19 protein-coding genes and 2 pseudogenes are annotated in these 19,871 nt (G+C 38.5%); 8 read left to right on the top strand and 13 right to left on the bottom strand.

The window, feature by feature from the left end; all coding sequences use genetic code 11:
- Window positions 1-19: 19 nt before the first annotated feature.
- Together ACQ4KW_RS06680 and ACQ4KW_RS06675 are read right to left on the bottom strand one after the other, a co-directional pair.
- Complete coding sequence (locus ACQ4KW_RS06680) at window positions 20-1,453, bottom strand: PLP-dependent aminotransferase family protein (protein ID WP_430885758.1); 1,434 nt, start codon at window positions 1,451-1,453, stop codon at window positions 20-22.
- A gap of 27 nt (window positions 1,454-1,480) precedes the next feature.
- Complete coding sequence (locus ACQ4KW_RS06675; RefSeq protein WP_430885757.1) at window positions 1,481-1,615, bottom strand: hypothetical protein; 135 nt, start codon at window positions 1,613-1,615, stop codon at window positions 1,481-1,483.
- A gap of 196 nt (window positions 1,616-1,811) precedes the next feature.
- Between ACQ4KW_RS06675 and ACQ4KW_RS06670 the strand changes: the two genes are divergently transcribed.
- Window positions 1,812-2,228: an OsmC family protein gene (locus ACQ4KW_RS06670; RefSeq protein ID WP_430885756.1), complete on the top strand. Its 417-nt coding sequence runs from the start codon at window positions 1,812-1,814 to the stop codon at window positions 2,226-2,228.
- A gap of 84 nt (window positions 2,229-2,312) precedes the next feature.
- On the opposite strand, the gene ACQ4KW_RS06665 is transcribed toward ACQ4KW_RS06670, so the two are convergent.
- The 5 genes from ACQ4KW_RS06665 to ACQ4KW_RS06645 all read right to left on the bottom strand — a co-directional run bounded on the left by ACQ4KW_RS06665 (window position 2,313) and on the right by ACQ4KW_RS06645 (window position 7,423).
- Window positions 2,313-3,566: an anthrax toxin lethal factor-related metalloendopeptidase gene (locus ACQ4KW_RS06665; protein ID WP_430885755.1), complete on the bottom strand. Its 1,254-nt coding sequence runs from the start codon at window positions 3,564-3,566 to the stop codon at window positions 2,313-2,315.
- 95 nt (window positions 3,567-3,661) lie between these two features.
- Window positions 3,662-4,027 carry a carboxymuconolactone decarboxylase family protein gene (locus tag ACQ4KW_RS06660; protein ID WP_430885754.1) on the bottom strand — a complete coding sequence of 122 codons (366 nt, stop codon included), beginning with the start codon at window positions 4,025-4,027 and terminating at the stop codon, window positions 3,662-3,664.
- A gap of 198 nt (window positions 4,028-4,225) precedes the next feature.
- Window positions 4,226-5,233, bottom strand: a complete 1,008-nt coding sequence (locus tag ACQ4KW_RS06655; RefSeq protein ID WP_430885753.1) for a fatty acid desaturase — start codon at window positions 5,231-5,233, stop codon at window positions 4,226-4,228.
- Window positions 5,234-5,456: 223 nt separating this feature from the next.
- On the bottom strand, window positions 5,457-6,362 hold the full coding sequence (locus ACQ4KW_RS06650) for a tetratricopeptide repeat protein (protein ID WP_430885752.1): 906 nt from the start codon (window positions 6,360-6,362) through the stop codon (window positions 5,457-5,459).
- Between the two features lie 44 nt (window positions 6,363-6,406).
- Window positions 6,407-7,423, bottom strand: coding sequence for a TRM11 family SAM-dependent methyltransferase (locus ACQ4KW_RS06645; RefSeq protein WP_430885751.1), 1,017 nt, complete (start codon window positions 7,421-7,423; stop codon window positions 6,407-6,409).
- A gap of 452 nt (window positions 7,424-7,875) precedes the next feature.
- Here ACQ4KW_RS06645 and ACQ4KW_RS06640 point away from each other — a divergent pair, with 452 nt between their 5' ends.
- From ACQ4KW_RS06640 to ACQ4KW_RS06630, 3 genes are all read left to right on the top strand, one after another.
- Window positions 7,876-9,096, top strand: coding sequence for a NupC/NupG family nucleoside CNT transporter (locus ACQ4KW_RS06640; protein ID WP_430885750.1), 1,221 nt, complete (start codon window positions 7,876-7,878; stop codon window positions 9,094-9,096).
- Between the two features lie 494 nt (window positions 9,097-9,590).
- Window positions 9,591-10,067, top strand: a complete 477-nt coding sequence (locus tag ACQ4KW_RS06635; RefSeq protein ID WP_430885749.1) for an RNA polymerase sigma factor — start codon at window positions 9,591-9,593, stop codon at window positions 10,065-10,067.
- Window positions 10,064-10,513, top strand: coding sequence for a zf-HC2 domain-containing protein (locus ACQ4KW_RS06630; protein WP_430885748.1), 450 nt, complete (start codon window positions 10,064-10,066; stop codon window positions 10,511-10,513). Before ACQ4KW_RS06635 ends, ACQ4KW_RS06630 begins: the two co-directional genes overlap by 4 nt.
- Window positions 10,514-10,694: 181 nt before the next feature.
- On the opposite strand, the gene yjeM is transcribed toward ACQ4KW_RS06630, so the two are convergent.
- Window positions 10,695-12,224: a glutamate/gamma-aminobutyrate family transporter YjeM gene (yjeM, locus tag ACQ4KW_RS06625; protein WP_430885747.1), complete on the bottom strand. Its 1,530-nt coding sequence runs from the start codon at window positions 12,222-12,224 to the stop codon at window positions 10,695-10,697.
- A gap of 796 nt (window positions 12,225-13,020) precedes the next feature.
- Between yjeM and rpsD the strand changes: the two genes are divergently transcribed.
- On the top strand, window positions 13,021-13,620 hold the full coding sequence (rpsD, locus tag ACQ4KW_RS06620) for a 30S ribosomal protein S4 (protein ID WP_430885746.1): 600 nt from the start codon (window positions 13,021-13,023) through the stop codon (window positions 13,618-13,620).
- Window positions 13,621-13,852: 232 nt separating this feature from the next.
- On the opposite strand, the pseudogene ACQ4KW_RS06615 reads toward rpsD, so the two are convergent.
- Both ACQ4KW_RS06615 and ACQ4KW_RS06610 read right to left on the bottom strand, forming a co-directional pair.
- A pseudogene (locus tag ACQ4KW_RS06615) lies at window positions 13,853-14,440 on the bottom strand (peptide-methionine (S)-S-oxide reductase); the annotation flags it as partial.
- A 12-nt stretch (window positions 14,441-14,452) separates the two neighbouring features.
- Window positions 14,453-14,731, bottom strand: a complete 279-nt coding sequence (locus ACQ4KW_RS06610) for a hypothetical protein (protein WP_430885745.1) — start codon at window positions 14,729-14,731, stop codon at window positions 14,453-14,455.
- A 162-nt stretch (window positions 14,732-14,893) separates the two neighbouring features.
- On the opposite strand from ACQ4KW_RS06610, the gene ACQ4KW_RS06605 reads away from it, so the two are divergent.
- Window positions 14,894-15,163 (top strand): hypothetical protein, encoded by a 270-nt coding sequence (locus tag ACQ4KW_RS06605; RefSeq protein WP_430885744.1) that lies wholly within the window; start codon window positions 14,894-14,896, stop codon window positions 15,161-15,163.
- A gap of 249 nt (window positions 15,164-15,412) precedes the next feature.
- Here ACQ4KW_RS06605 and ACQ4KW_RS06600 read toward each other — a convergent pair whose 3' ends face one another.
- Entirely contained in the window at window positions 15,413-16,255 is an 843-nt protein-coding gene (locus tag ACQ4KW_RS06600) for a nitroreductase family protein (protein ID WP_430885743.1), read from the bottom strand.
- Between the two features lie 440 nt (window positions 16,256-16,695).
- The gene (locus ACQ4KW_RS06595; RefSeq protein WP_430885742.1) at window positions 16,696-17,046 is read right to left on the bottom strand and encodes a RidA family protein; all 351 of its coding nucleotides are present in this window, start codon (window positions 17,044-17,046) and stop codon (window positions 16,696-16,698) included.
- A gap of 545 nt (window positions 17,047-17,591) precedes the next feature.
- Between ACQ4KW_RS06595 and ACQ4KW_RS06590 the strand changes: the two genes are divergently transcribed.
- Entirely contained in the window at window positions 17,592-18,536 is a 945-nt protein-coding gene (locus ACQ4KW_RS06590; RefSeq protein ID WP_430885741.1) for a GTP pyrophosphokinase, read from the top strand.
- A 201-nt stretch (window positions 18,537-18,737) separates the two neighbouring features.
- Window positions 18,738-18,950 (top strand): annotated as a pseudogene (locus ACQ4KW_RS06585) (transposase); the annotation flags it as partial.
- Between the two features lie 97 nt (window positions 18,951-19,047).
- On the opposite strand, the gene ACQ4KW_RS06580 reads toward ACQ4KW_RS06585, so the two are convergent.
- Window positions 19,048-19,335 carry a helix-turn-helix domain-containing protein gene (locus ACQ4KW_RS06580; protein WP_430885740.1) on the bottom strand — a complete coding sequence of 96 codons (288 nt, stop codon included), beginning with the start codon at window positions 19,333-19,335 and terminating at the stop codon, window positions 19,048-19,050.
- Between the last annotated feature and the right edge of the window lie 536 nt (window positions 19,336-19,871).

Here is a 19,871-nt window from a genome sequence, read left to right as displayed (position 1 = left end):
TCCATATACCCAACCATATCTAAGTTAATGCACGAATAACTTGACTTAACTTACATATGCCCTCGTCGATCCGTTGGCAGGATTCACTGGAATAGGATATTCTGAGGGATGATCCCTGATTTTGTCCATAGACATGACCGGGATAAACCAAAACACCTGCCTCAATAGCTCTATTAAAAATTTGCTCCTCTGAGACCGCTTTCTTGAGTTTAACCCAAATATAGAAGCCCCCCCTAGGCACTTCCCATGTTCCTAGATCAGACATGTACTTGTTAAGCGCATGAAGGGCTGTATCCCTTCTCTTTTTTAAGTTTTCACGCATAATTTGGAGGGCCTTGTCCCTATGATTTGACTTAAACCAAAGTTCAGTAACCACCTGAGATAAGGTACTGGCTCCATAGTCCACCTGCATTTTTATGTCACTAAGACGTTCAATGACTGATTTTGGACCTACAATCCATCCTATACGAAGACCTGGACTTAAATGCTTTGAAACACTTCCTATATAGAGGACTTGCTCTTTTGTCTCCAAACTTTTCAGCGCGGGTGGTGGCGGTGTGTCAATCCAGAGCTCCCTGTAAACATCGTCTTCAATGATTGGAATATTGAGTTCTTCACACACCTTTAATGTTTGCAGTCGTCTCTTTTCGCTCATTAAATGTCCTGTTGGATTTTGAAAATTTGGGATGGTATAAAGAACCGAATGATGATTGCGCGGTCTGGCCTTGTAGAGATTCTCCGGTATTAAGCCTTGTGAATCACAATCAATCCCCCTTCTTCGCATGTCAAGGGACTTTAAAATGTTCAGTGAATACAAATAGGAGGGTTTTTCAATCAAGGCTGTAGATCCCCTTTGCAATAGGCCTAGGGCAATAAGCTGGATTGCTTGGAGTGCCCCGCTTACAATAAGTATTTCGCTAGGATCTGCCTCTATCCCAATCTGCCCCAAATACTGGCTAAGGACCTCTCTAAGTGATAGTAACCCCCTGGGCTCAGTATAATCCAGACTCTCAACCACTTCAGAAGCTTGCTCTATAAGAGCCTTTAAGCCTGTAAACTCAAAACTCTCTGGCATGGCTGCGCCAGAACTTAATCTTATAATACGGTCATCAAAATCTAGGTCATTTATTTTTTGAATGATTGCCCTGTTGGGATAGTACATGCTCTCTTCCACATAGTGCCCCCAGTCAAATGATCCCATATCCTCAGGCACATGAGATACCCTTGTCCCGCCCTTGCCCTTTGTTTCAATAAGACCGAGGGCTTTTAGCTCATCCATGGCTAGGGATATTGTGCTTCGATTTACGTTGAAAATCTCAGCCAAATGTCTCTGAGAGGGGAATCTGGTATCTTTGACATAGACCCCTTCTCTAATACCTTCTTCTATATGACTAACTATTTGTCTAAAAAGAGGGACTTCACTATTTTTGTCTGGTCTCCAGTTGATTATCATACCTCTTTCACTCCTTAAATTCCGTCACTATGTATTCTCAAGTAGATTGCATCTACAGTCTTCTTGCTTAAACATTTTTAAATAAGATAGGGCTTGTCTTTTGCCTTTTCTTACACGGTACCATCCGCTTGAGTTCCTGGCAATCACAAGTTTGGCATCCATAATATATTCATATGCTCTCTGTTTATAAGATGGGGTTCAGTGAGGACCTTTACAATTTACGAGTTAGATGAACTTTTGAGAATGAATCTGCTGGGAAATGGGTATGACTTATAGGGTTGTGTAACAAATATCTTCAGGCGCTTTCATTATAATTTTAACTTATAATTTGTAACTTGCTTAGAATAGGAGGCAATATATGAGCCATACAATCAAAACATCATGGATAGATGGAATGGCCTTTGAAACTGACATTTCTGGTCATAAACTCACTGTAGACGCCGCAGAAACATTCGGTGGACAAAATAGAGGACCCCTGCCAAAGCCCTTGCTGCTCAATGCCCTTTCAGGATGCACAGCTATGGATGTCATGTCCATACTCGGTAAAATGCAAGTGGAAATCGATGCATTTGATATTGAAGTTGAAGGACAGTTGGCTGATGAACACCCTAAGGTTTATACCAAAGTACATGTCATATACTCTTTTAAAGGAGATAACCTTCCTCTAAAGAAACTAGAAAAAGCAGTAAAGCTTTCCCAAGAAAAATACTGTGGTGTCATAGCCATGGTCAAGCAGGCCGCAGAAGTGACTTATGAAATTAAAGTTATTGAGTAAAATGACAAGACCGCCTTTTAAACACTGGCGGTCTTTTTTCGGTCTTTTTTCGGTCTTTTTTCTTATCCTCGATTCATACCCTTTTCACTCATCATAGCCATACTGCTCTTCAAATGACCTAAAATATTCATAAACTTGTGGCGCTTTTCGCTTGAGCTCTTTATTGGTCTCTTCACTTAAGTAAAACATGGTGAAGGCTTCTGCAAAATATTCCTCATCATATTTGTAATAGGCACCACTAAAAAGGGACGCCTCTGTTTCAGTGAGCTGGGCAAATGTTTCGTTTGTGGAGTCCAGTCCATACATTTCAAAAACAACAAAATCCACTTGATGCCCTATTTCATGGAGCTCAAGATTATGAGATCCGTGAAATTCACCTGGATCACTGTATCCAATTCTGGCAACAATTAATTGCCCGCCTGCTCCAGGCACATCATCCCATGTTTTCCCGGTTTCTTCCCAGCCTCTTGGAACCACACCTTTTAAATGTTCATACTCAGGTTCTTCTGTCATTGGATTGTTAATGAGTCGGATTCTTGTCCCATCTTCAATAAGCCATTCAATATAATTTTCGGGTATACGTTCCATGCGATCTATCATTTTGTTCGCTTCTTCTTCATTGTATGCATCCGCTGGCAACTCCACAAAAAATTTGAGGAGTAGGTCCATTTCATTTTTACTGATTAGGCCTGTTTTTTCAGCTGGTTTTCTTTCAATAGCCTCATTAAAAACCAAATTTTCAACAAGACGAACCCTTTGATTTTTAATCCTTTGGTTCAGTGCCTTCTCTGAAAGATAAGCTAGATGGTCTCTTAAAAAGGTTTCTCTCTCTAGCTCTGCTTTTTCTTCTAAGTTGATCATCCCAATATCCACAGCCTTATCTAAGGCCGTGTCCCAAGTGAAATCGCCTGCATCTGGATCATATCCAAGAGCCTTTAGCAGAAAAGTCATGTATGACTTGGACTGCAGTGTTTCATCAGAGCCAAAGGTGTTTGAATCCACGCCAGCTGTAAGCCCTTGGCTATAGGCATAAGCAACCCACTTGTTCCCCCACTGGGGCACATCTGAAAATGGTATGGACCAATCTGTATAGGCATCTGTCTGGTCACCACTACCAAGTAACTTAATAAGAATTATTAATCCTTCTAGACGTGTTGGTGTCCTCTCCAGTTCAAACCCTTGGTCTGTGCCAGTTAAAACACCTAATTCGTAAAGTGTTATTGCCGAACTGCCGTATTCGGGGGCAGAAGCGTATGCTAAATTCAATGATGCACTTAGTGGTGAAATGAAAAGCAATGCCCCTATGACAAGCGCTAATGGTCTTCTAAATTTCTTCATAAAGAACTCCTTTCGACCCTTTATATTTACCCCATATAAAAAGAAACACGCATTCAGTATGAATACGTGTCTTTATGATAAGGTGCATTTTATATTTACTTGTCATCTTCAAAGGACTTATCAATCATTTGAAGCAGAGGGGCTATTTGAACCAAGGTTGGTGAGCCCTTCATCCAAACTTGTTGTTTTAGGACCTCCAGAAGTTCCTCTTTACTTGCACCGTGGTTAATGGCCTTTCTCAGCTCCAGTTTTGCCCGCGTGTCATTATTGTCAAATATTGCAGTTGCCAGTGCAATCATATATCTATATTTGAGGGGAATCGCGCCCTCTTCATTCCATATGTCATGGTGGTACCTAGCGATTAAGTCTCCAAAGTCATCTCCAAACTTATCTGCCATAAGAGCTCCAGGGGGTGTCCATCCAATTTCCTTGTTGAATTGATCTTTATGTTCTTTTTTCATGAATTTCACTCCTTATTATTCCGCAAATGGCTTATGAAAGCCTGACTTATCTTATGCTTATAATATACAGTAATATGGTATAGTATTCCGTAACTTAAGTTACAGGAGTGAAATCCACAGGATGAAGATGACAAATGTCATAAACAGCCTGCATAAACGTTTCATCCGGAATTCTCAATGTATATTTTTGAATCCTTTTTAGTTGGATCGGCTGTGTCTAAGTTTTCGTGCGGTTCTAAAAGAAATCATTTTTTTGCTTTTCTCATCGTAGAGTTCTAAGAATGCCAACTTAAAGCTTTCAAAAAATGTGATTTTTCGTTCTTCGAGTAAATCATGAACATCCCTGTAGCACATCTTCAAATTATAATTTGGAATTCTGGAATTCAAGTGGTGTATATTATGGTATCCGATATAGCCCGAGAACCATTCAAACACAAGGGGCAACTGATAAAAAGAACTGCCCTTTAGGGCCGCTTTTACAATATCCCAATCGGAATCACTTGACCAATAAACTTCTTCAAACTGGTGCTGTACAAAGAAGAGCCATACACCCATAATGCTGGCAAAATAGAGGATTGGCATTTGAATGGCCAGATAATATTTAAGCCCAAGTGTTTGCCAAACAAGTATAAAAACTGCCACAATACCCGCATTGGTCACCAAATAACTTAAATGGTCTTTGCGCCTAGCATGTTTAGATGGTATTCTGTTTAGCACTGCAAAAAGGGCGAAGGGGGCCACTAAAAACAAGAATAATGGATTTCTGTATAGCCTGTACCAGAGCCTTTTTATAAGTCCGCTTTCTTCATACTCAGAAACGGTCATAGTCCAGATGTCTCCAATTCCCCGTCTGTCTAAATTGCCAACTGTGCCGTGGTGAATATTATGTTCCAGTTGCCATGTGTGATAGGGGGTAAAAGTTAATATTCCAAAAATATGCCCCCATATTGAACATGCTATTTTCGACTTAAAAAAAGACAGATGGGTGCAGTCGTGAAAGAGGATAAAAATTCTTACTAAAAATCCACTTGCAAGAAAGGCCAAGCCCAGAGTAAGTATGTAAGGCACCTCATAGTACATCGTCATATACATTAATACAAGCAAGCCCATGTACGGGATCACTGAGTTTACAATTTGAAACACTGATTTTTTCAAACTGGGCTTTGCATACGCCCTCAGTTTTTCATTCCACTGTGATTTATTCAAGCCTTTCATCTCCTTTATTGCTTTTGCTAACTGCCAATTTCTTCATGAATTATGTGACCTTGTGTTTCACACAACATGTTATCTGGTTTTAGTACCTGATAACAATTCTCAAATAAATCATACACCATAGCAGTCCACTTTACAAGAATAAATGCAATAAAAAAAATCATCTCGTGTTTTGAGATGATTTTTATGTCTTCATTTTTACCCTTGCTATACCACTTTACACATTCTCCGTTCGAATTTTTTCTAAATCTATACCCTTTAGTTCTACATCTATCAATGCATACTTTTTGAGGCTTGGACTTAATCGAATGGACTGCAGAACATCTTCAGTGGCTTTTTCACAGTCGCCCAGTTGTACCAGCATTATTGCACGGTTGTAGTAAAGTACGCTTACACTGGGATTATGCAAGATCGCACTGGATAAGACTTCATAAGCCTTTTTATAGGCCTTTGAAGCCTTGTGTATGACTGCCAAATTTAAGTAGGCATAAGGATAGTTGGGGTTGCTTACAATGGATTTTTCATAATAGAAAATGGCCTTTTGAACTTGTGATGCCTTTTTCAATAGAACGCCCATGTTAAAGAGGGACATATAATGCTCGGAATCTATACCAAGGGCTTTTTTTGTATATTCTAAGGCTTCAACATCCCGCCCTCGACTCTCCAGGTAGGCACTATAATGATTATAGCAAAGCACTTCATCAGGCGCATAGTGAATGGCTTTTCTTAAGTGGTCCTCTGCTAGAATATCTTCTTTTCGTTTATCATAAATATCAGCCAAATACAGGTGGGCCAAATAGTAGCCCGGGTCCCACTCTATGGCCTTTTTGTAATGAAATATTGCCGCATCTGTTTCATCCAGCTCTTCGTGAATGATAGCCTTTCCATAATAGGCCCCGGCTTCACTCTCTTCGAGTTCAATAATTTCGTCATAATAACGTAGGGCTTCTTTTGGGTTAATATATTCATGATGGAACATTGCTATATCATATAAGAGATCAACATTGGTCTTTTCTTTACTGTAAAGACGGTTATAAATAGATGCAGCTTTTATATAATTGCCTTCTTCAATGAGTTGATGGACAAGTAACTTATAGTTGTAAATCTCATTGTCTGACTTCATGTAATCACCTAATATCCTTCCACTCAATGATATTTCTTGCTTAACTACTGCTTGATTGCAACGAAAACATCCCGATTAACCGCTTGCTCAACCCAGTGTTCAAATTGATCATATACGCCTTCACTCAGTACGACAAATCCTGCCTTCTGGAAATCACATCTTAACTGGTCCTTATCGAGGGTGTAGGCATTAAATGAAATCACCGCTGCGCCTCCTTTTTTTAGGACCTTATACCAAGCTGAACTTGCATCCTTTAAGAGCTTTTGAATATCCACAGGCTTAGAACTGGATTTACCTTTATGCTGTACGCCATAGGGGACATCTGTTACGAGCACATGGAAGGACTCCTTTTTGTAAAAATCATTGACAAAGAGTGTATTTCCATTGGCATACTGAACTTTTCTACGGTCCTTGTCTTTAAATTTTTCAGTTGAACGCGCCGTTTCAATGGTGTATTTAAGACCCTTTCCGCCCTTTGAATGTATTGTTTGATGTTCAGAAGTATGCTTGTATTTATGATATTTTAAGTACCTTTTTAGGAACTTATCAATTTCTTGGCAAGATGATTTTTGAATCTCCACACCTGCCACATTATACCCCTTAATAAGCCCTTCATATAGGGTCGTGCCTCGCCCACACATAGGGTCGAGTATATTCAGCGCAGAATCAAATGCCTTTGCAAATGCACTGGAAAAAATCCCTATATTGATCATCATACCTGTGAAGTCTTCATTGGTTTTGCCTGTATACTTTAAAATGCTCGATATGTCGTTCTTAAAGTATGTTGACTTGCCCTCATTCATGGGAATGAGCGCCTTGTTTTCCACTTTGAAAAGTATATATCCAGAAGACAGTCTATGTAACGCTTCCAAATTTTGAAGATCTAATACATCTGTTTGAAATGTTAAAAGGTCAACACCACCAATTGTCTCGTATTGGATCTCTTTCACAGACATGTCAAGGCCCTGAGCCATGATTAGAAATTCATTTATAAGTAAGTTCTTTGTCGATTCAAAGTATCTTGTGTTCTGATGAGGATACCTCAAAATCCCGTACTTCATTCCCTACACTCCAATCCTATTTTAAATCACTTGTTGAGATGATATTTATTCGAATGATTTCACCCCTTATTTTTTTCAAGATGTATTATATCAAAAGTCATAGGCACAGTCGACACCAATAAATTTCAGACAATTCTGTCTGTGCTTCAGTGTTTACAACACTTCTAATTCCATGGACAAATACCATTTTCATGCAGTTCATTTGTTGATTTTTTCTGTATACTTTTTTACTTTTAGAAAATACACTCCAAATTTTTGTAAGCATTTTCCCCTTTTATTTAATTCGTTTTTCTGGTATTGTTATCAAAGTGCGCAAATTCATTTTAAAAAACATCGCATTCAAGACGTCGTTTTTGAAAACGTTTTTCACTTTGTATCGTCCGTCCAAAACTTAAAGTGAAAAATCAATTCAAAAAAAGTTCTGAATACGAGAAAAAGAAAGGGAATTTGTCGTGGAAAAATTAATAAGTTTTATTGGCATTATTGTAATGATACTAATTGCTTATCTCTTGTCAGAAGACAAGAAGAATGTTGATTGGAGACTTGTTATTACAGGTGTCATCATTCAAATTATTTTTGGATTCTTATTTTTAAAATGGGAACCTGGTCAAAAAGGTTTTGAGGCCCTCAGTCAAGGTGTTACACAACTTCTTGGATTCGCAAATGAAGGTACAAAATTCTTATTTGGCGGACTTGTTGGAAACGATAGTTTAGGATTCATTTTTGCCCTAAACATCCTACCTACAATCATCTTTTTCTCTTCTCTAATGGCTGTCTTATATTATACAGGCATTATGGAAATCATTATCAAGGGGCTTGCCGTAGTTATGACAAGACTTCTTGGGACAAGTGGTGCAGAATCACTTTCTGCTGCTGCTAATATTTTTGTTGGTCAGACTGAGGCCCCTCTGGTTATTAAGCCATATATCTCTAAAATGACACGCTCGGAACTTCTGACTGTCATGACAGGTGGTATGGCCACAGTGTCCGGCGGTGTAATGGCTGGTTATGTCCTTATGGGGGCTGATCCAGCGCACTTAATTGCTGCTTCCATTATGTCGGCGCCTGCCAGTCTTATCATTGCAAAAATTATGCTTCCAGAAACAGACCAACCTGTCACAAAGGGTAAAGTGGAAGTTGAAATGGAAAACATTGACGCCAATATGATCGACGCCGCATCAAGAGGTGCTGGTGAAGGCCTGGCAATGGCTATGAATGTTGGTGCTATGCTGATTGCCTTCATTGCCCTTATTGCCCTGGTGAATGCGGTATTTGGATGGGCTGGCGGTTTATTTGGCTACCCTGAGTTTTCTATTAACACTGTTCTAAGCCTAATATTTGCGCCACTTGCGTGGGTGATGGGTGTTCCATCTGCAGACCTAAGCATTGCGGCGGATATTCTTGGCCAGAAAGTTGTCATTAATGAGTTTATTGCTTACGCGAGTCTAGGCGAAGTGATTAAGTCTGGTGCAATTTCTGATAGAACAATAGTTATTTTGACTTATGCACTCTGTGGCTTCGCCAACTTTTCCTCTATTGGTATTCAAGTTGGTGGCATTGGTTCCCTAGCGCCAAACAAACGTCACGAAATTGCTAAGCTTGGTATGCGGTCTATGATCGGTGGCTGCCTTGCCGCGTTTATGACTGCGACCATCGCTGGTATTCTTATTTAGGAATTTCAAGTATGACACTTATGTCTTGCCATATTGGCTCTGCTTTATATCAATTTGCGCACTGACCTATAAAGCATTGTCATGTCCAAGTCATACTCAATAAGATTGTACTCGTACAATCAATAAAAAGCTGTTCACTCATCTGCCCGAGATTGAGTGAACAGCTTTTACTTTATACGCAATATCTATTCCAGTCTAATAAAGTTCATGATTCCTAATATTTTATTAGGTTTAATCACCTATGCCTTGTCGTCAATATGGTGTAAGATACCTGGAAGTAGGTATATTTACTATAGAAAGATTATGATTCAGGCACTTGCAAAAGTTCTGATCGAAGCCCACGCTGTGCCCAATATAGATTTTTTAATCATTTGATGTCTTTATGCGGTATAGCTGGGGCTTGAAGGACATTTTTCATATCGCTCGAAAAAAAATTCAAAAACCTTGTAACGAAATCAAAACACACGGGTCTTATGTACGAAAGGAGTGAGAGGATGGTAGAATTTGACGAAATATACCGAATATATTTCGAAGATGTCTATAAATATGTATTAACCCTTTGCCGCGATGACATACTTGCAGAAGAAATCACTCAAGAAACATTCTTCAAAGCCCTTAAGAACATTCATAATTTTAAGGGCAACTCAAAAGTCTATGTTTGGCTTTGTCAGATAGCAAAGAACACATATTTTACAAACAGACAAAAACAAAAACGCATAAGCCATCACGATTCTCCTGAAGACATGATCCACCCCCATGATTTTGAGGGAAAACTTGTCGATGAAGAGAAGGCTTTTGCAGTTCATAAGGTTCTTCATGATCTAGAAGAGCCCTATAAAGAGGTTTTCACCCTGAGAACTTTTGGTGAGTTGTCCTTCAAGAAAATTGGTGATCTTTTTGGCAAAACCGATGTGTGGGCCAGAGTCACCTTCCACCGAGCAAAACTCAAAATACAGGAGGCCTTGAAATGAATATAACATGTGATGTGATAAGAGACTTACTTCCGCTGTATCATGACGATATATGCAGTGCAGACAGCAGAACCCTCATCGAGACGCATCTTGATACATGCGAAGACTGTAAGAAAGAACTTGAAAAGTACAATAGCGAGATTGTTGGAGGATTAAATATGAATCAAACCGTTCATTTAGATGATGCAAAACAGATTGAAAACATATCCAGGGCATGGAAAAGAGATAAGAAAGTATCTTTTCTAAAAGGTGTTACGTTTATATCCATATTAGGGAGCTTAGCTGCAACTTTGGCTTACAATGCTCATGGATCATATGTGGCTCCCGATGGAAGACTTGTTGAAGCCTTCGGATTTATTCCCTTAGCCTTTCTCTTTGCCTTTATAGCAATTATTTCAGGACTCTCACTGGCTGTCCTCATGCTTATTCGAAAGTTTAAAGGCTAGGTTATCACCTACCTGTCATATGTAGCTGACAAGCAAATTTCAGCGCTTTTATATAAAAAATATGGCTTTGTAAATGAACAAGCATCTAAAATAAGAAAATCGTCCTCCTTATTATTTAGAGAGGACGATTTTTTTAAAATATTGCTGTTAAAAATAAGACATTAACAACATTTTATTTATACTAGGCGCTTTGCAGTTTTCTTTTTTCTTCATTTTGCTTTTTCATTTTACGCTCGTAGTTGCCATACAATATATTGGCCACTGCTGTGAAGAATAGTGGTCCAGCAATACTGTAAAGCGTTGATGAAATATCACCTTTCATAGCTGGCTCTATAATGGTAAATATGTTGGCAAATCCAACCGTTAGAGTTACAATAACCGTTGCAAAAATGGCAAACTTATCACTTTTAAAGACAACAAATGGTTTTTCAATCTCTTTTTTCTTCTTAAATCCTATGAAAGCCCCTGAAATAAACATGTAAGGGAGTGTCATTGCAACATTTGTCATAAGAACAAGCTTTGCGAAGAAATCCGCTGCTGCATCGCCACCAAATGATACCATTGCGATCATAACACATACGGTTATCCCCTGAACCCACATGGCATTTTGCGGGATACCATTTTCAGATTTTGAAATAAACTCTGGCCAAAGTTCTTTTGGTGTGCCTTCAATCATTTGCTTAAGCGGTGAATATGTTAGGGTGAAGAATGCACCTGTTAGCGCCAGAAGCATGGATATACCAACATAACGTGCCACCCAGTCCCCCAGCGTAATGCTTAAGGCTTCTGTCAGACCAAAGGCATGTCCAAGCTGATAGCCAAGATTATTCATGATCACATAAGCAACGTTGCCCATATGAATACCTTCACCGGAAAGGGCGCCTGCCCAGTTGGTAAAGACACCAACTGTGAATATTCCAATGGCATAGCCCACTGAAATAACAACAGCTGCGATGGTAACGCCTTTAGGGAAAGTTATGTGGGCGTCTTTTGTTTGATCCACAAGTCCCCCAGTCACTTCAATACCACCATAAGCAAAAATTGCAAACACTAGAAAACCTAGCATGGATATTGGGCTTAGATAAGCCGGGTTTGGCGATACCACAAAGTCAGAAACTGAGTTTAATGGTTGAGCCAACTCAAAACCATTTGCTACAAATACGATGACACCACCTATGATCAATACAACATTAAGCAGGGCCACTGCTGTTCCACCAACCGATGTGATCTTTTTAATTTTATCAAGTCCCTTCGTCGATACAAATGTAACGAAAAGAATCCATGATATACCAAGTATGCCCAATGTTTGGGTCGAATTCAGGCCAAGTATTGACCAAGTTCCTGTTAAATCACGACCAAAAATAGCCGTTGATAAAACAACCCATATGGCAGACCCCACGTTCACCATCCAGATAATATACGATGCGTACCACATGAATGTTCCGATAAACGCATACTTGGCACCTACTGAACGTTTCATCCAAGAATAAATGCCACCTTTTTCATTCTTAAACGCTGCACCGTATTCTGCCATCATAAATGCAAATGGCACAAAGAATGTGATAGCGGATAAAATGTACCATGGTATGGCACCATACCCCATTAAGTAGAATGATCTTGGCATATTGGCAAATCCGAATACCGATGTGAAGATCATGAGTACCAGTGATACCAGTGTCAACTTCCCACTGTCTTTTGACTTCGTAGACATACGAGTCCCTCCTAAAATATTAATAAATTATACCCGGCTATTTATGCCTTACAAGGTATCATTATACGTGTCTTGTTGGGGACTGCAATCCTATTTCAAGTAAAGATATTATTCAGATAAATTTGATGATTCATCCATTTATAACACTTCGTATCCACAAACTCTTATATGTCAGACAAGTATGGCACTTGTTCATATTTGCATTTCGTTTTTTTCATATTCCGCAATACTTCAGTCACCATTTGTCACCATTATTCCGTTTTCTTTTCTTGTAAAATTGCCTATATTGCCTTTTTCAAACTTTAAAAAATCGAGTTTTGCTTATGCTCCTATTTATATTCGTCAATTTTGTCACAATCAAAGTTTCGAGATTCTCTTTGCATTTGTCAGATATTTAGCGCTTTTGAAATTAAATTAACATAAAAATTTCGTTACGAAGTTTGTTGTCAGAATTACAAACATATCAAAGTCTTGAAAACAAGGACTTTTCATCTTTTTATATGCCCAAGAGCTTTTCAACTATTTCCCCACCATATTTCACCAGGCTATGGCCCACTGTACAAAACAGGTTAGTATCTCTCATATATTGAAGGACTAAATGACCTTTTGTTGAAAAAAAAATGGAATTTTCGTTATATACTTAACAATAAAATATTCATGAAATCATAATACTTTTTAAAAAAAGAAGTTAAATGAGAATTTTTATCATTTACTTTTTCAAGCAGACCTGATATTATGGTTTCGTTGTATGGCATAAATTATCGCGGCGGAAAATTTATGTTATGGAGATGATCATATGGCAAGAATGAGAGGTCCACGATTCAAAAAGTGCAGAAGACTTAATTTGAATGTATGCGGACACCCTAAGGCAATGAAACGGGCTGGAAACGGCCAAGAACGAGACCGTAGAAAACTATCGTCTTACGGAACACAGCTTCTGGAAAAACAAAGACTGAGAGCTTACTATGAGGTTATGGAAAAACAGTTCAGACGTTACGTCAAGGCTGCAATAAAGGACACTGAAACAACCGGCGAAGCCCTTGTAAAACGTCTTGAATGCAGACTGGACAATCTTGTGTATAGACTTGGTTTTGCAAGTTCTATAAGACAAGCACGACAAATGGTTGTACACGGACATATCCAACTGAATGGAAAGAAAGTTGATATTCCTTCTTATGCCGTTCAAATTGGTGACCAGATTTCTTTAAGGGAGAAATCTCAAAAGAATGAAATGTTCCGTGAAAACTTTGAAGGTCAGGCAACAGTATCATTCCCTTACCTTGAAAAAGATGTCGCAAGATTCTCAGGTATACTAATACGCAAACCTGATAGATCTGAAATTCCAATAGAAATTGATGATCACTTGGTTGTTGAATTCTACTCGAAAGCTATGTAAATTAATAAAAGGTGTTGTCCAAATAAACTCTCCCGTTTACTGGATAACACCTTTTTTCTTGTATAAACTTATTAGACTTAAAATAACTGATGCACTCAAAATCCCACTGGTCTTACACTTTTACAAGCTACTACAATTTTTATTTCCACTTCTCCAGCCGCTCAGTATCAACTGCCTTTCAAAACCACTATTTATACAGGTCTCAGATGCGGACTGCTAAATGGGTTAAAGACTAAGGCAAAACATAAGGACGATTTTCTATCACTTCAATAACACGGTTTTTAGATGCTTCTGATAGACCTGACTTGTCAAGAAGTTCAGTGGCCCCTTCCATGTCACCATAGCCATAAATATAACCATTGAGTTTTGAAACAAGTATGGATAGCAACATGTCTTCTTCCGTTTCAAATATCTGCTTGAGCTCCTTATAAAGGGATGTTTCGAGTTTGAGAGAACGGTTTTGATGCTCTGGCTCTGCCAGATAGAAAACCTCAAATGCCTTGAGTTCAGTATAAACGCTCTCTTCTTCAGGCGTGGCCTGTCGAATAGCATCAAGTTTTGTCTTAGCGATCTCATATTCTTCATCGTTTCTATAAAATATAAGACTTTTCACTCTCTGATCATAGGGTCTTAGGGTTTCATTGTGAGCACTGAAAAACACATCAATGAGATCTTCATAGCTGATTACATCAGGGTCATAATCAATTTCAACCACTTCTGTGTGCTGGTCAACAACTTTATATGATGGATTTGTAGACCTTCCTCCTGAATATCCTACCCTTGTTCTTAATACACCATCCATGACTGCATACCTTGCAGCCGGGCCCCAAAATCAGCCCATGCCAAAAGTGGCTGTCTTGAAACTTTTATCATAACTTTCGATTTCTGGATACTCACCCGTCCACTCTGATGCGTAAGCGACATCTCCCTTCGGCGTGTAAGCAGGACAAACTGGTCCACTGGAAATATCGAGCGGACTTGAATCTGGCTGAATCTCATCTGTTAAGGAAGATTCATTTGAAGGCAGGCCTCTTGCCTGATCGCTTAATTCTGGCGCACAAGCTGTTAAAATGAGTATAAGAATAATCATCATAGCGCTTAATTTTTTCATAAAATCACCTAATTAGATAATACCCTATTTTAGTCTTTTATAGCGGTTATGGATCAATGTACACACAAGTTTTACATTTTATGTGCCACTTTCTTTAATTCCCTTGTATGAAGCCTGTAAAAATGGATATAATAAATTTAGAGAAAGTTTGGAGGTTAGTTTATGGATCAATCTAAAAAAGACACACTTAATTTTTGTATAGAGTTTATTAAAAACAACTTTAGGGAACACAGCCAAGTCTCAATGTGCCTTGTATGGGTCAAGCAAGCTGTTGATATTCTCGATGCATCGCCTGAGATCTCAAGTGCAGGTTTTATAGTCAACGAACTATCAGCTATTGAGAAATACTTAACTGGAAGTGATACGTCTTCCACTTCAGAAGATATTAATGGAAAGCTTCAAATGATAGAACAACTTATTGCAGGTATTTAGGTCAGATCATCAACCCTAGCTACAATATTTACTAAAGAAAATATACATAAAAAAACCCCCAATATGATCAGCGACGCTGTCAATTGGGGGTTGTTTAAATTTTTAAAGCAAGATCATCTCCACCTGAATGAACCCAATATACCATAGGTTTCCTTGTCCTATATCCACGTTCACTTTGTATTATAATTTTGATAGTTTAAAAAAGTTTACACAGGAAAGTAGAATGTACGTATAACATACTCATTTTTCTTACTCAACAATATTCCAGGCTCCAACATAAGTGATTTCACCTAAACCACTTACATCCCCTTCAAGCATTTCCCAGTAACCATTGAGTCCCAGAGCTTGAGCGGTTAACTCAAAATGAGCTTTTGCAATACCTAAGTCATTATAGCTTAGGTCAATTTTTTGGTCAGGCTTGCTCGCAATAGAAGATGCAAGGGTATAAAATTCAAACTTATTATTTCTCTTAATAATACGCCAAGGCTGGGAATTGCTTGCTGATGGTGCCAGACGAAGCATGTCTAGGGCTTCAGCATAAGCACCTGCTTCTTGTCTTGTTAGGGGCATGGTGTCATCAATCTTAAAGAACAATTCTGACCAGGGCTTTCGACTGTCTGACTTGGCTAAAAAACGGGTTAACTTTTCGGTTATTCTCTTAGGTGCTTCGTATCCCACCGGGGAAACCATCACCACATGTTCATTGTCTTGAAGTTCAACAAGCTTTGACACATCAGAGCTGTTAAAAGTGGCTGCCAACCAGCAGGTTCCAAGCCCTAAATCCGTAGCCTTTAAAACGATTTTTTCAAAGTCACTGCCAAAATCAAATGATGTGTATACATCAGAGCCTTTTCCCTTGTTCATTATTCCAACTATATAGGCTTTAGCACCTTTTATCATACCGTATGTGCCGAGTTTTGCCCCTTGTTCAAATTCAAAATCAATCAGCTTAAATCTATAATTATCTTTAGAAAGTTCATTCATGACCCTTATTAAGGCTTCTTTTTTCTCCGCCTCAATCCCCTTGTCTTGATAACTTCTCACAGATTTCCTCTTTTGGATAAGCTCTTGTATTCTTGCTGAGTACTTCATAACTGTTCCCCCATATGCTCAGGCATTCATTTCTCATACTGCGACCATTTCATGTCATATATCATACAACAAAACCAAACATATTTCATTAAGTCTTAGCGAATAATTAAAACTTCAAAATATGTAGGCCGTCATCAACAAAATTTGTAACCTTCCCCTAGGTGGCGGTAGACAAAATATCATCTTCAGCCATATTAAACCTTAGTCATATTCTATTAAGTCGCTTCCGTATCTAAATTACTGCATTGAAAGGGCTGAAAATCATATTGAAGTGTATTCATAACTCGAATGCTATGCAAAAACGGAACTATATGTAAGTGTGAATTTGCGAACCCCCGTTTTGGACATGAAAAGAGGGCTGTAATTTCAACAGCCCTTTCGTTAAGATCTAATTTTATAATTGACCATACATGTCGAACAAATCATAGGTATTAGGTGATTTATTTAACCGCCGCAACCACAGAAAGTTCCACTAGAATAGATTCTCTTGCCATCTTTGCTTCAACGCAAGCTCTAGCTGGTTCGAAACCATCTTCAACCCATGCGTCCCAAACTTCGTTCATGCCTGCAAAATCTGCCATGTCTTTTACATAAATTGTTGTTGATAGAATATGACGCTTATCAGAACCATACTTGTTTAGCAGGTCCTCAACTTTTTCTAGACAAACACGTGTCTGCTCTTTAATATCAGCATTTTCGTCGCCATGTGTTTGACCACATAGATAAATTGTGTTGTTATGTACGACTGCACGGCTCATACGGCCAGTGCCTTCAAATCTTTTAATTTCCATAAATAAGTCCCTCCATAATATAAGCTTCCGCTATAGTATATATGAAAATGATTTTTTTCTCAAATGAGTGCCTTGCAAATATCATTCACGAGCCCTTTCCATATCATATGTAGATGTTTAAGAACCGAATTTTTATAGATGGTATATTGAGAACATGAATCTATATTTTGCAAGCGCCTGTAATAAGCAAGATTCCAAAAATAGCTCCCACTATTTGTATGCACACAATGTACTTTTAATGCTGAGACTGATAAAATAATCTTGGACAAAATAAAATAGTTGTCCGTCATCACCAAACGTCAATAGCTACTCATTTTACATATATGGAGGCAATCACTATTCATGCTTCTATTCAAGACACTTAATTGCAGTTCAATACAAAGGAAAATTTAAAGCACTGTCCATAACGCACTGAGGAATAGAGGGAAAACAATGATAGATTCCATAATAGAAGAATATCGAGCAAAAAGGACAAATATGAAGCCTTTGGAGAGTATTTAGAGATCGCTTTAGAGGACCTTCTTAAAGACAATAACATCCACAGTGTGACCTATAGAATTAAGGATGAAGTTTCACTGCTCGGCAAGCTGGAGCTCAAACAAAAATACAGTTCTATCAATGATGTGACCGATATTCTAGGGGTTCGAATACTCACTTACTTGCCAAAAGAGGTTGATGCCATTGTAAGTGTTCTTGAAGACACCTTCTGGGTGGACCGGAAAAATTCTGTCGATAAACGCGTCATGGAAGAGAATGAGTTTGGGTATATGTCATACCATCTTGTCTTGGCGATTGATCATTTTGCTGACAATGACCCACAAGCTGAAAGTTTCAAAGGGCTGACATTTGAAGTACAAATCAGAACAGTTCTTCAGCATGCCTGGGCAGAAATCGAACACGATATAGGCTACAAAAATCCATTTGAAATTCCAAGCTATTTGAAACGACGCTTTTTCAGGCTGGCCAGTCTACTCGAACTAGCAGATGATGAATTTCAAAACATCGTTAATAAAATCGACGACTACAAGACTGAAATGAGAGAAAAACTTCAAACCAACGAAGAAATCATCGAACTCAACTACGTGAGTTTAAACCAGTTCATTGTGAGTTCCTACATTCTCGAACGAATTAAACTCACCGTCAAAGAGCGGGTTGGCATCGACAATCAAAAAGCCTTTCGCTTTCCTGAAAACCTCTTGGAACGCCTTTACTATGTAGGCTACGACACCATCAACGAAATCAACCAGGAGCTCCTTAAACACGAAGAAGACCTTATTGATTTCATAGTCAACTACTACGGTGCAGCTGGCATGCACAGTAAGTCTAAGCTCAAAAAAGGCGTTGGCAATGAAATCGCCCTATTTTACCTGGTCTATTATAAAATGCTCATGACAGAATCTGATGATATGCTTGAAAAGTTCATGAAGACATTCAAGTTGAAATCAAAGTACTTGATTCCTGATTTGAAAGAGGCTTATGGTAAGGTTTAGGTGCGTTTTGAGTGGTGAATGAATTTTGAAATTATTGTGATAGCCCCTCACTAGGAAAATAAAGCCATAAGAAAAGCGATGAACATTATAAAAGGTACTGTAACAAAGTTTGTGTAAAATTAAAATCTTCTGCGAAATTAGAACTGACAGAGTGTTCTGAAAGAAATGCTTAAGTCTGGTGTTTAGAAGCTACTCGAAGCAGAGCTGAACGATGAGCTTGGTTACGAGCGTTACAAACGCCAGACTGAAAAAACAAACTACAGAAATATTGAATCGACAAAGAGTGTTACTGCTGATCTTGGCGAAGTTGAACTAGAGATTCCAAGAGACCGTAATGGTGAGTTTGACCCGCAGATTGTACCTAAATACTCAAACGATATTTCGGCTATTGAAGACAAAGTAATCTCGATGTAAGGCAAAGGTGTGTCTCAAATAGATATCTCTTAGCACATAGAGGATCTATACGGCATGCCACTCTCAGCGCAGTCAATCTCGCGTATGACTTATAAAATCATCCCAAATATTGAGGCGTGGCAACCTTCTGAACCGTTGCATGAGACATTCCACAATTGAGTGCAATATCTTCAATGGGCGGGTATGCACTGTTTGAATTACCCATGAAACTGATTAAGTCTATCAGTATGATTTTAGCTTGCGGGCTAAGATTCATACATCTTAATAGCTTATGCGGGACAATGGTGTAATGCATGTTACATATTGCTAACCGCTTATCCTCTGCCATTCCAATTAAATACTTTGATGAACTTTCCTTTACAGTCTTAGTAACTTCTCCACTCATTTTCTGTTCCTCCTTCATATTATACACTTAGTAACTGACTACTTCCTAATCAGTCGTCCTACACTCTATCTGCCGTAACGAAAGATTATTTTGTTGCAAATAAATTTCATTTATTTTTGAATCCTTTAAGCTTTACCTATTGAAACAAAGTATTTTTTAATAGGTTGAAATATAAAGAGACTAAGAAGTTTTTTAGTTTCACGAGGGTAACTGAGGATTCTTGTGTAAACATGGTTGGATAAAACGGAGGGGTTACTAGAGGAGAAGGCATTATGATAAGTGGCTTTGTTACTAATAGTGGTTTTATCATCTGTGTTCATCGTGGTTCTGCCCCCGCCTGTTTAAAACATAGAACAGATTAGGTAATAATAGGTAAAGAAAAATCCCAGATACACGGTGGCAACTGGGAATATCAATGGTTTCCTATATTTATTTTTTGTGGCTTATAGTACCTTTAATCAGCAATAGTATTTTGAGTACAAGATAATTCAGAAAAATTCCTCACAGAGCCGGTGGGGGTACCCTATATAGTAATT

The sequence above is a fragment of the Tianxiuia mixotrophica genome (genome assembly GCF_050596425.1).
In the GTDB taxonomy this organism is placed as follows: Bacteria; Bacillota; Clostridia; order Peptostreptococcales; family Acidaminobacteraceae.
The sequence above is the reverse complement of the archived record's forward strand: the minus strand, read 5'-3'. Positions and strand labels throughout refer to the sequence as shown.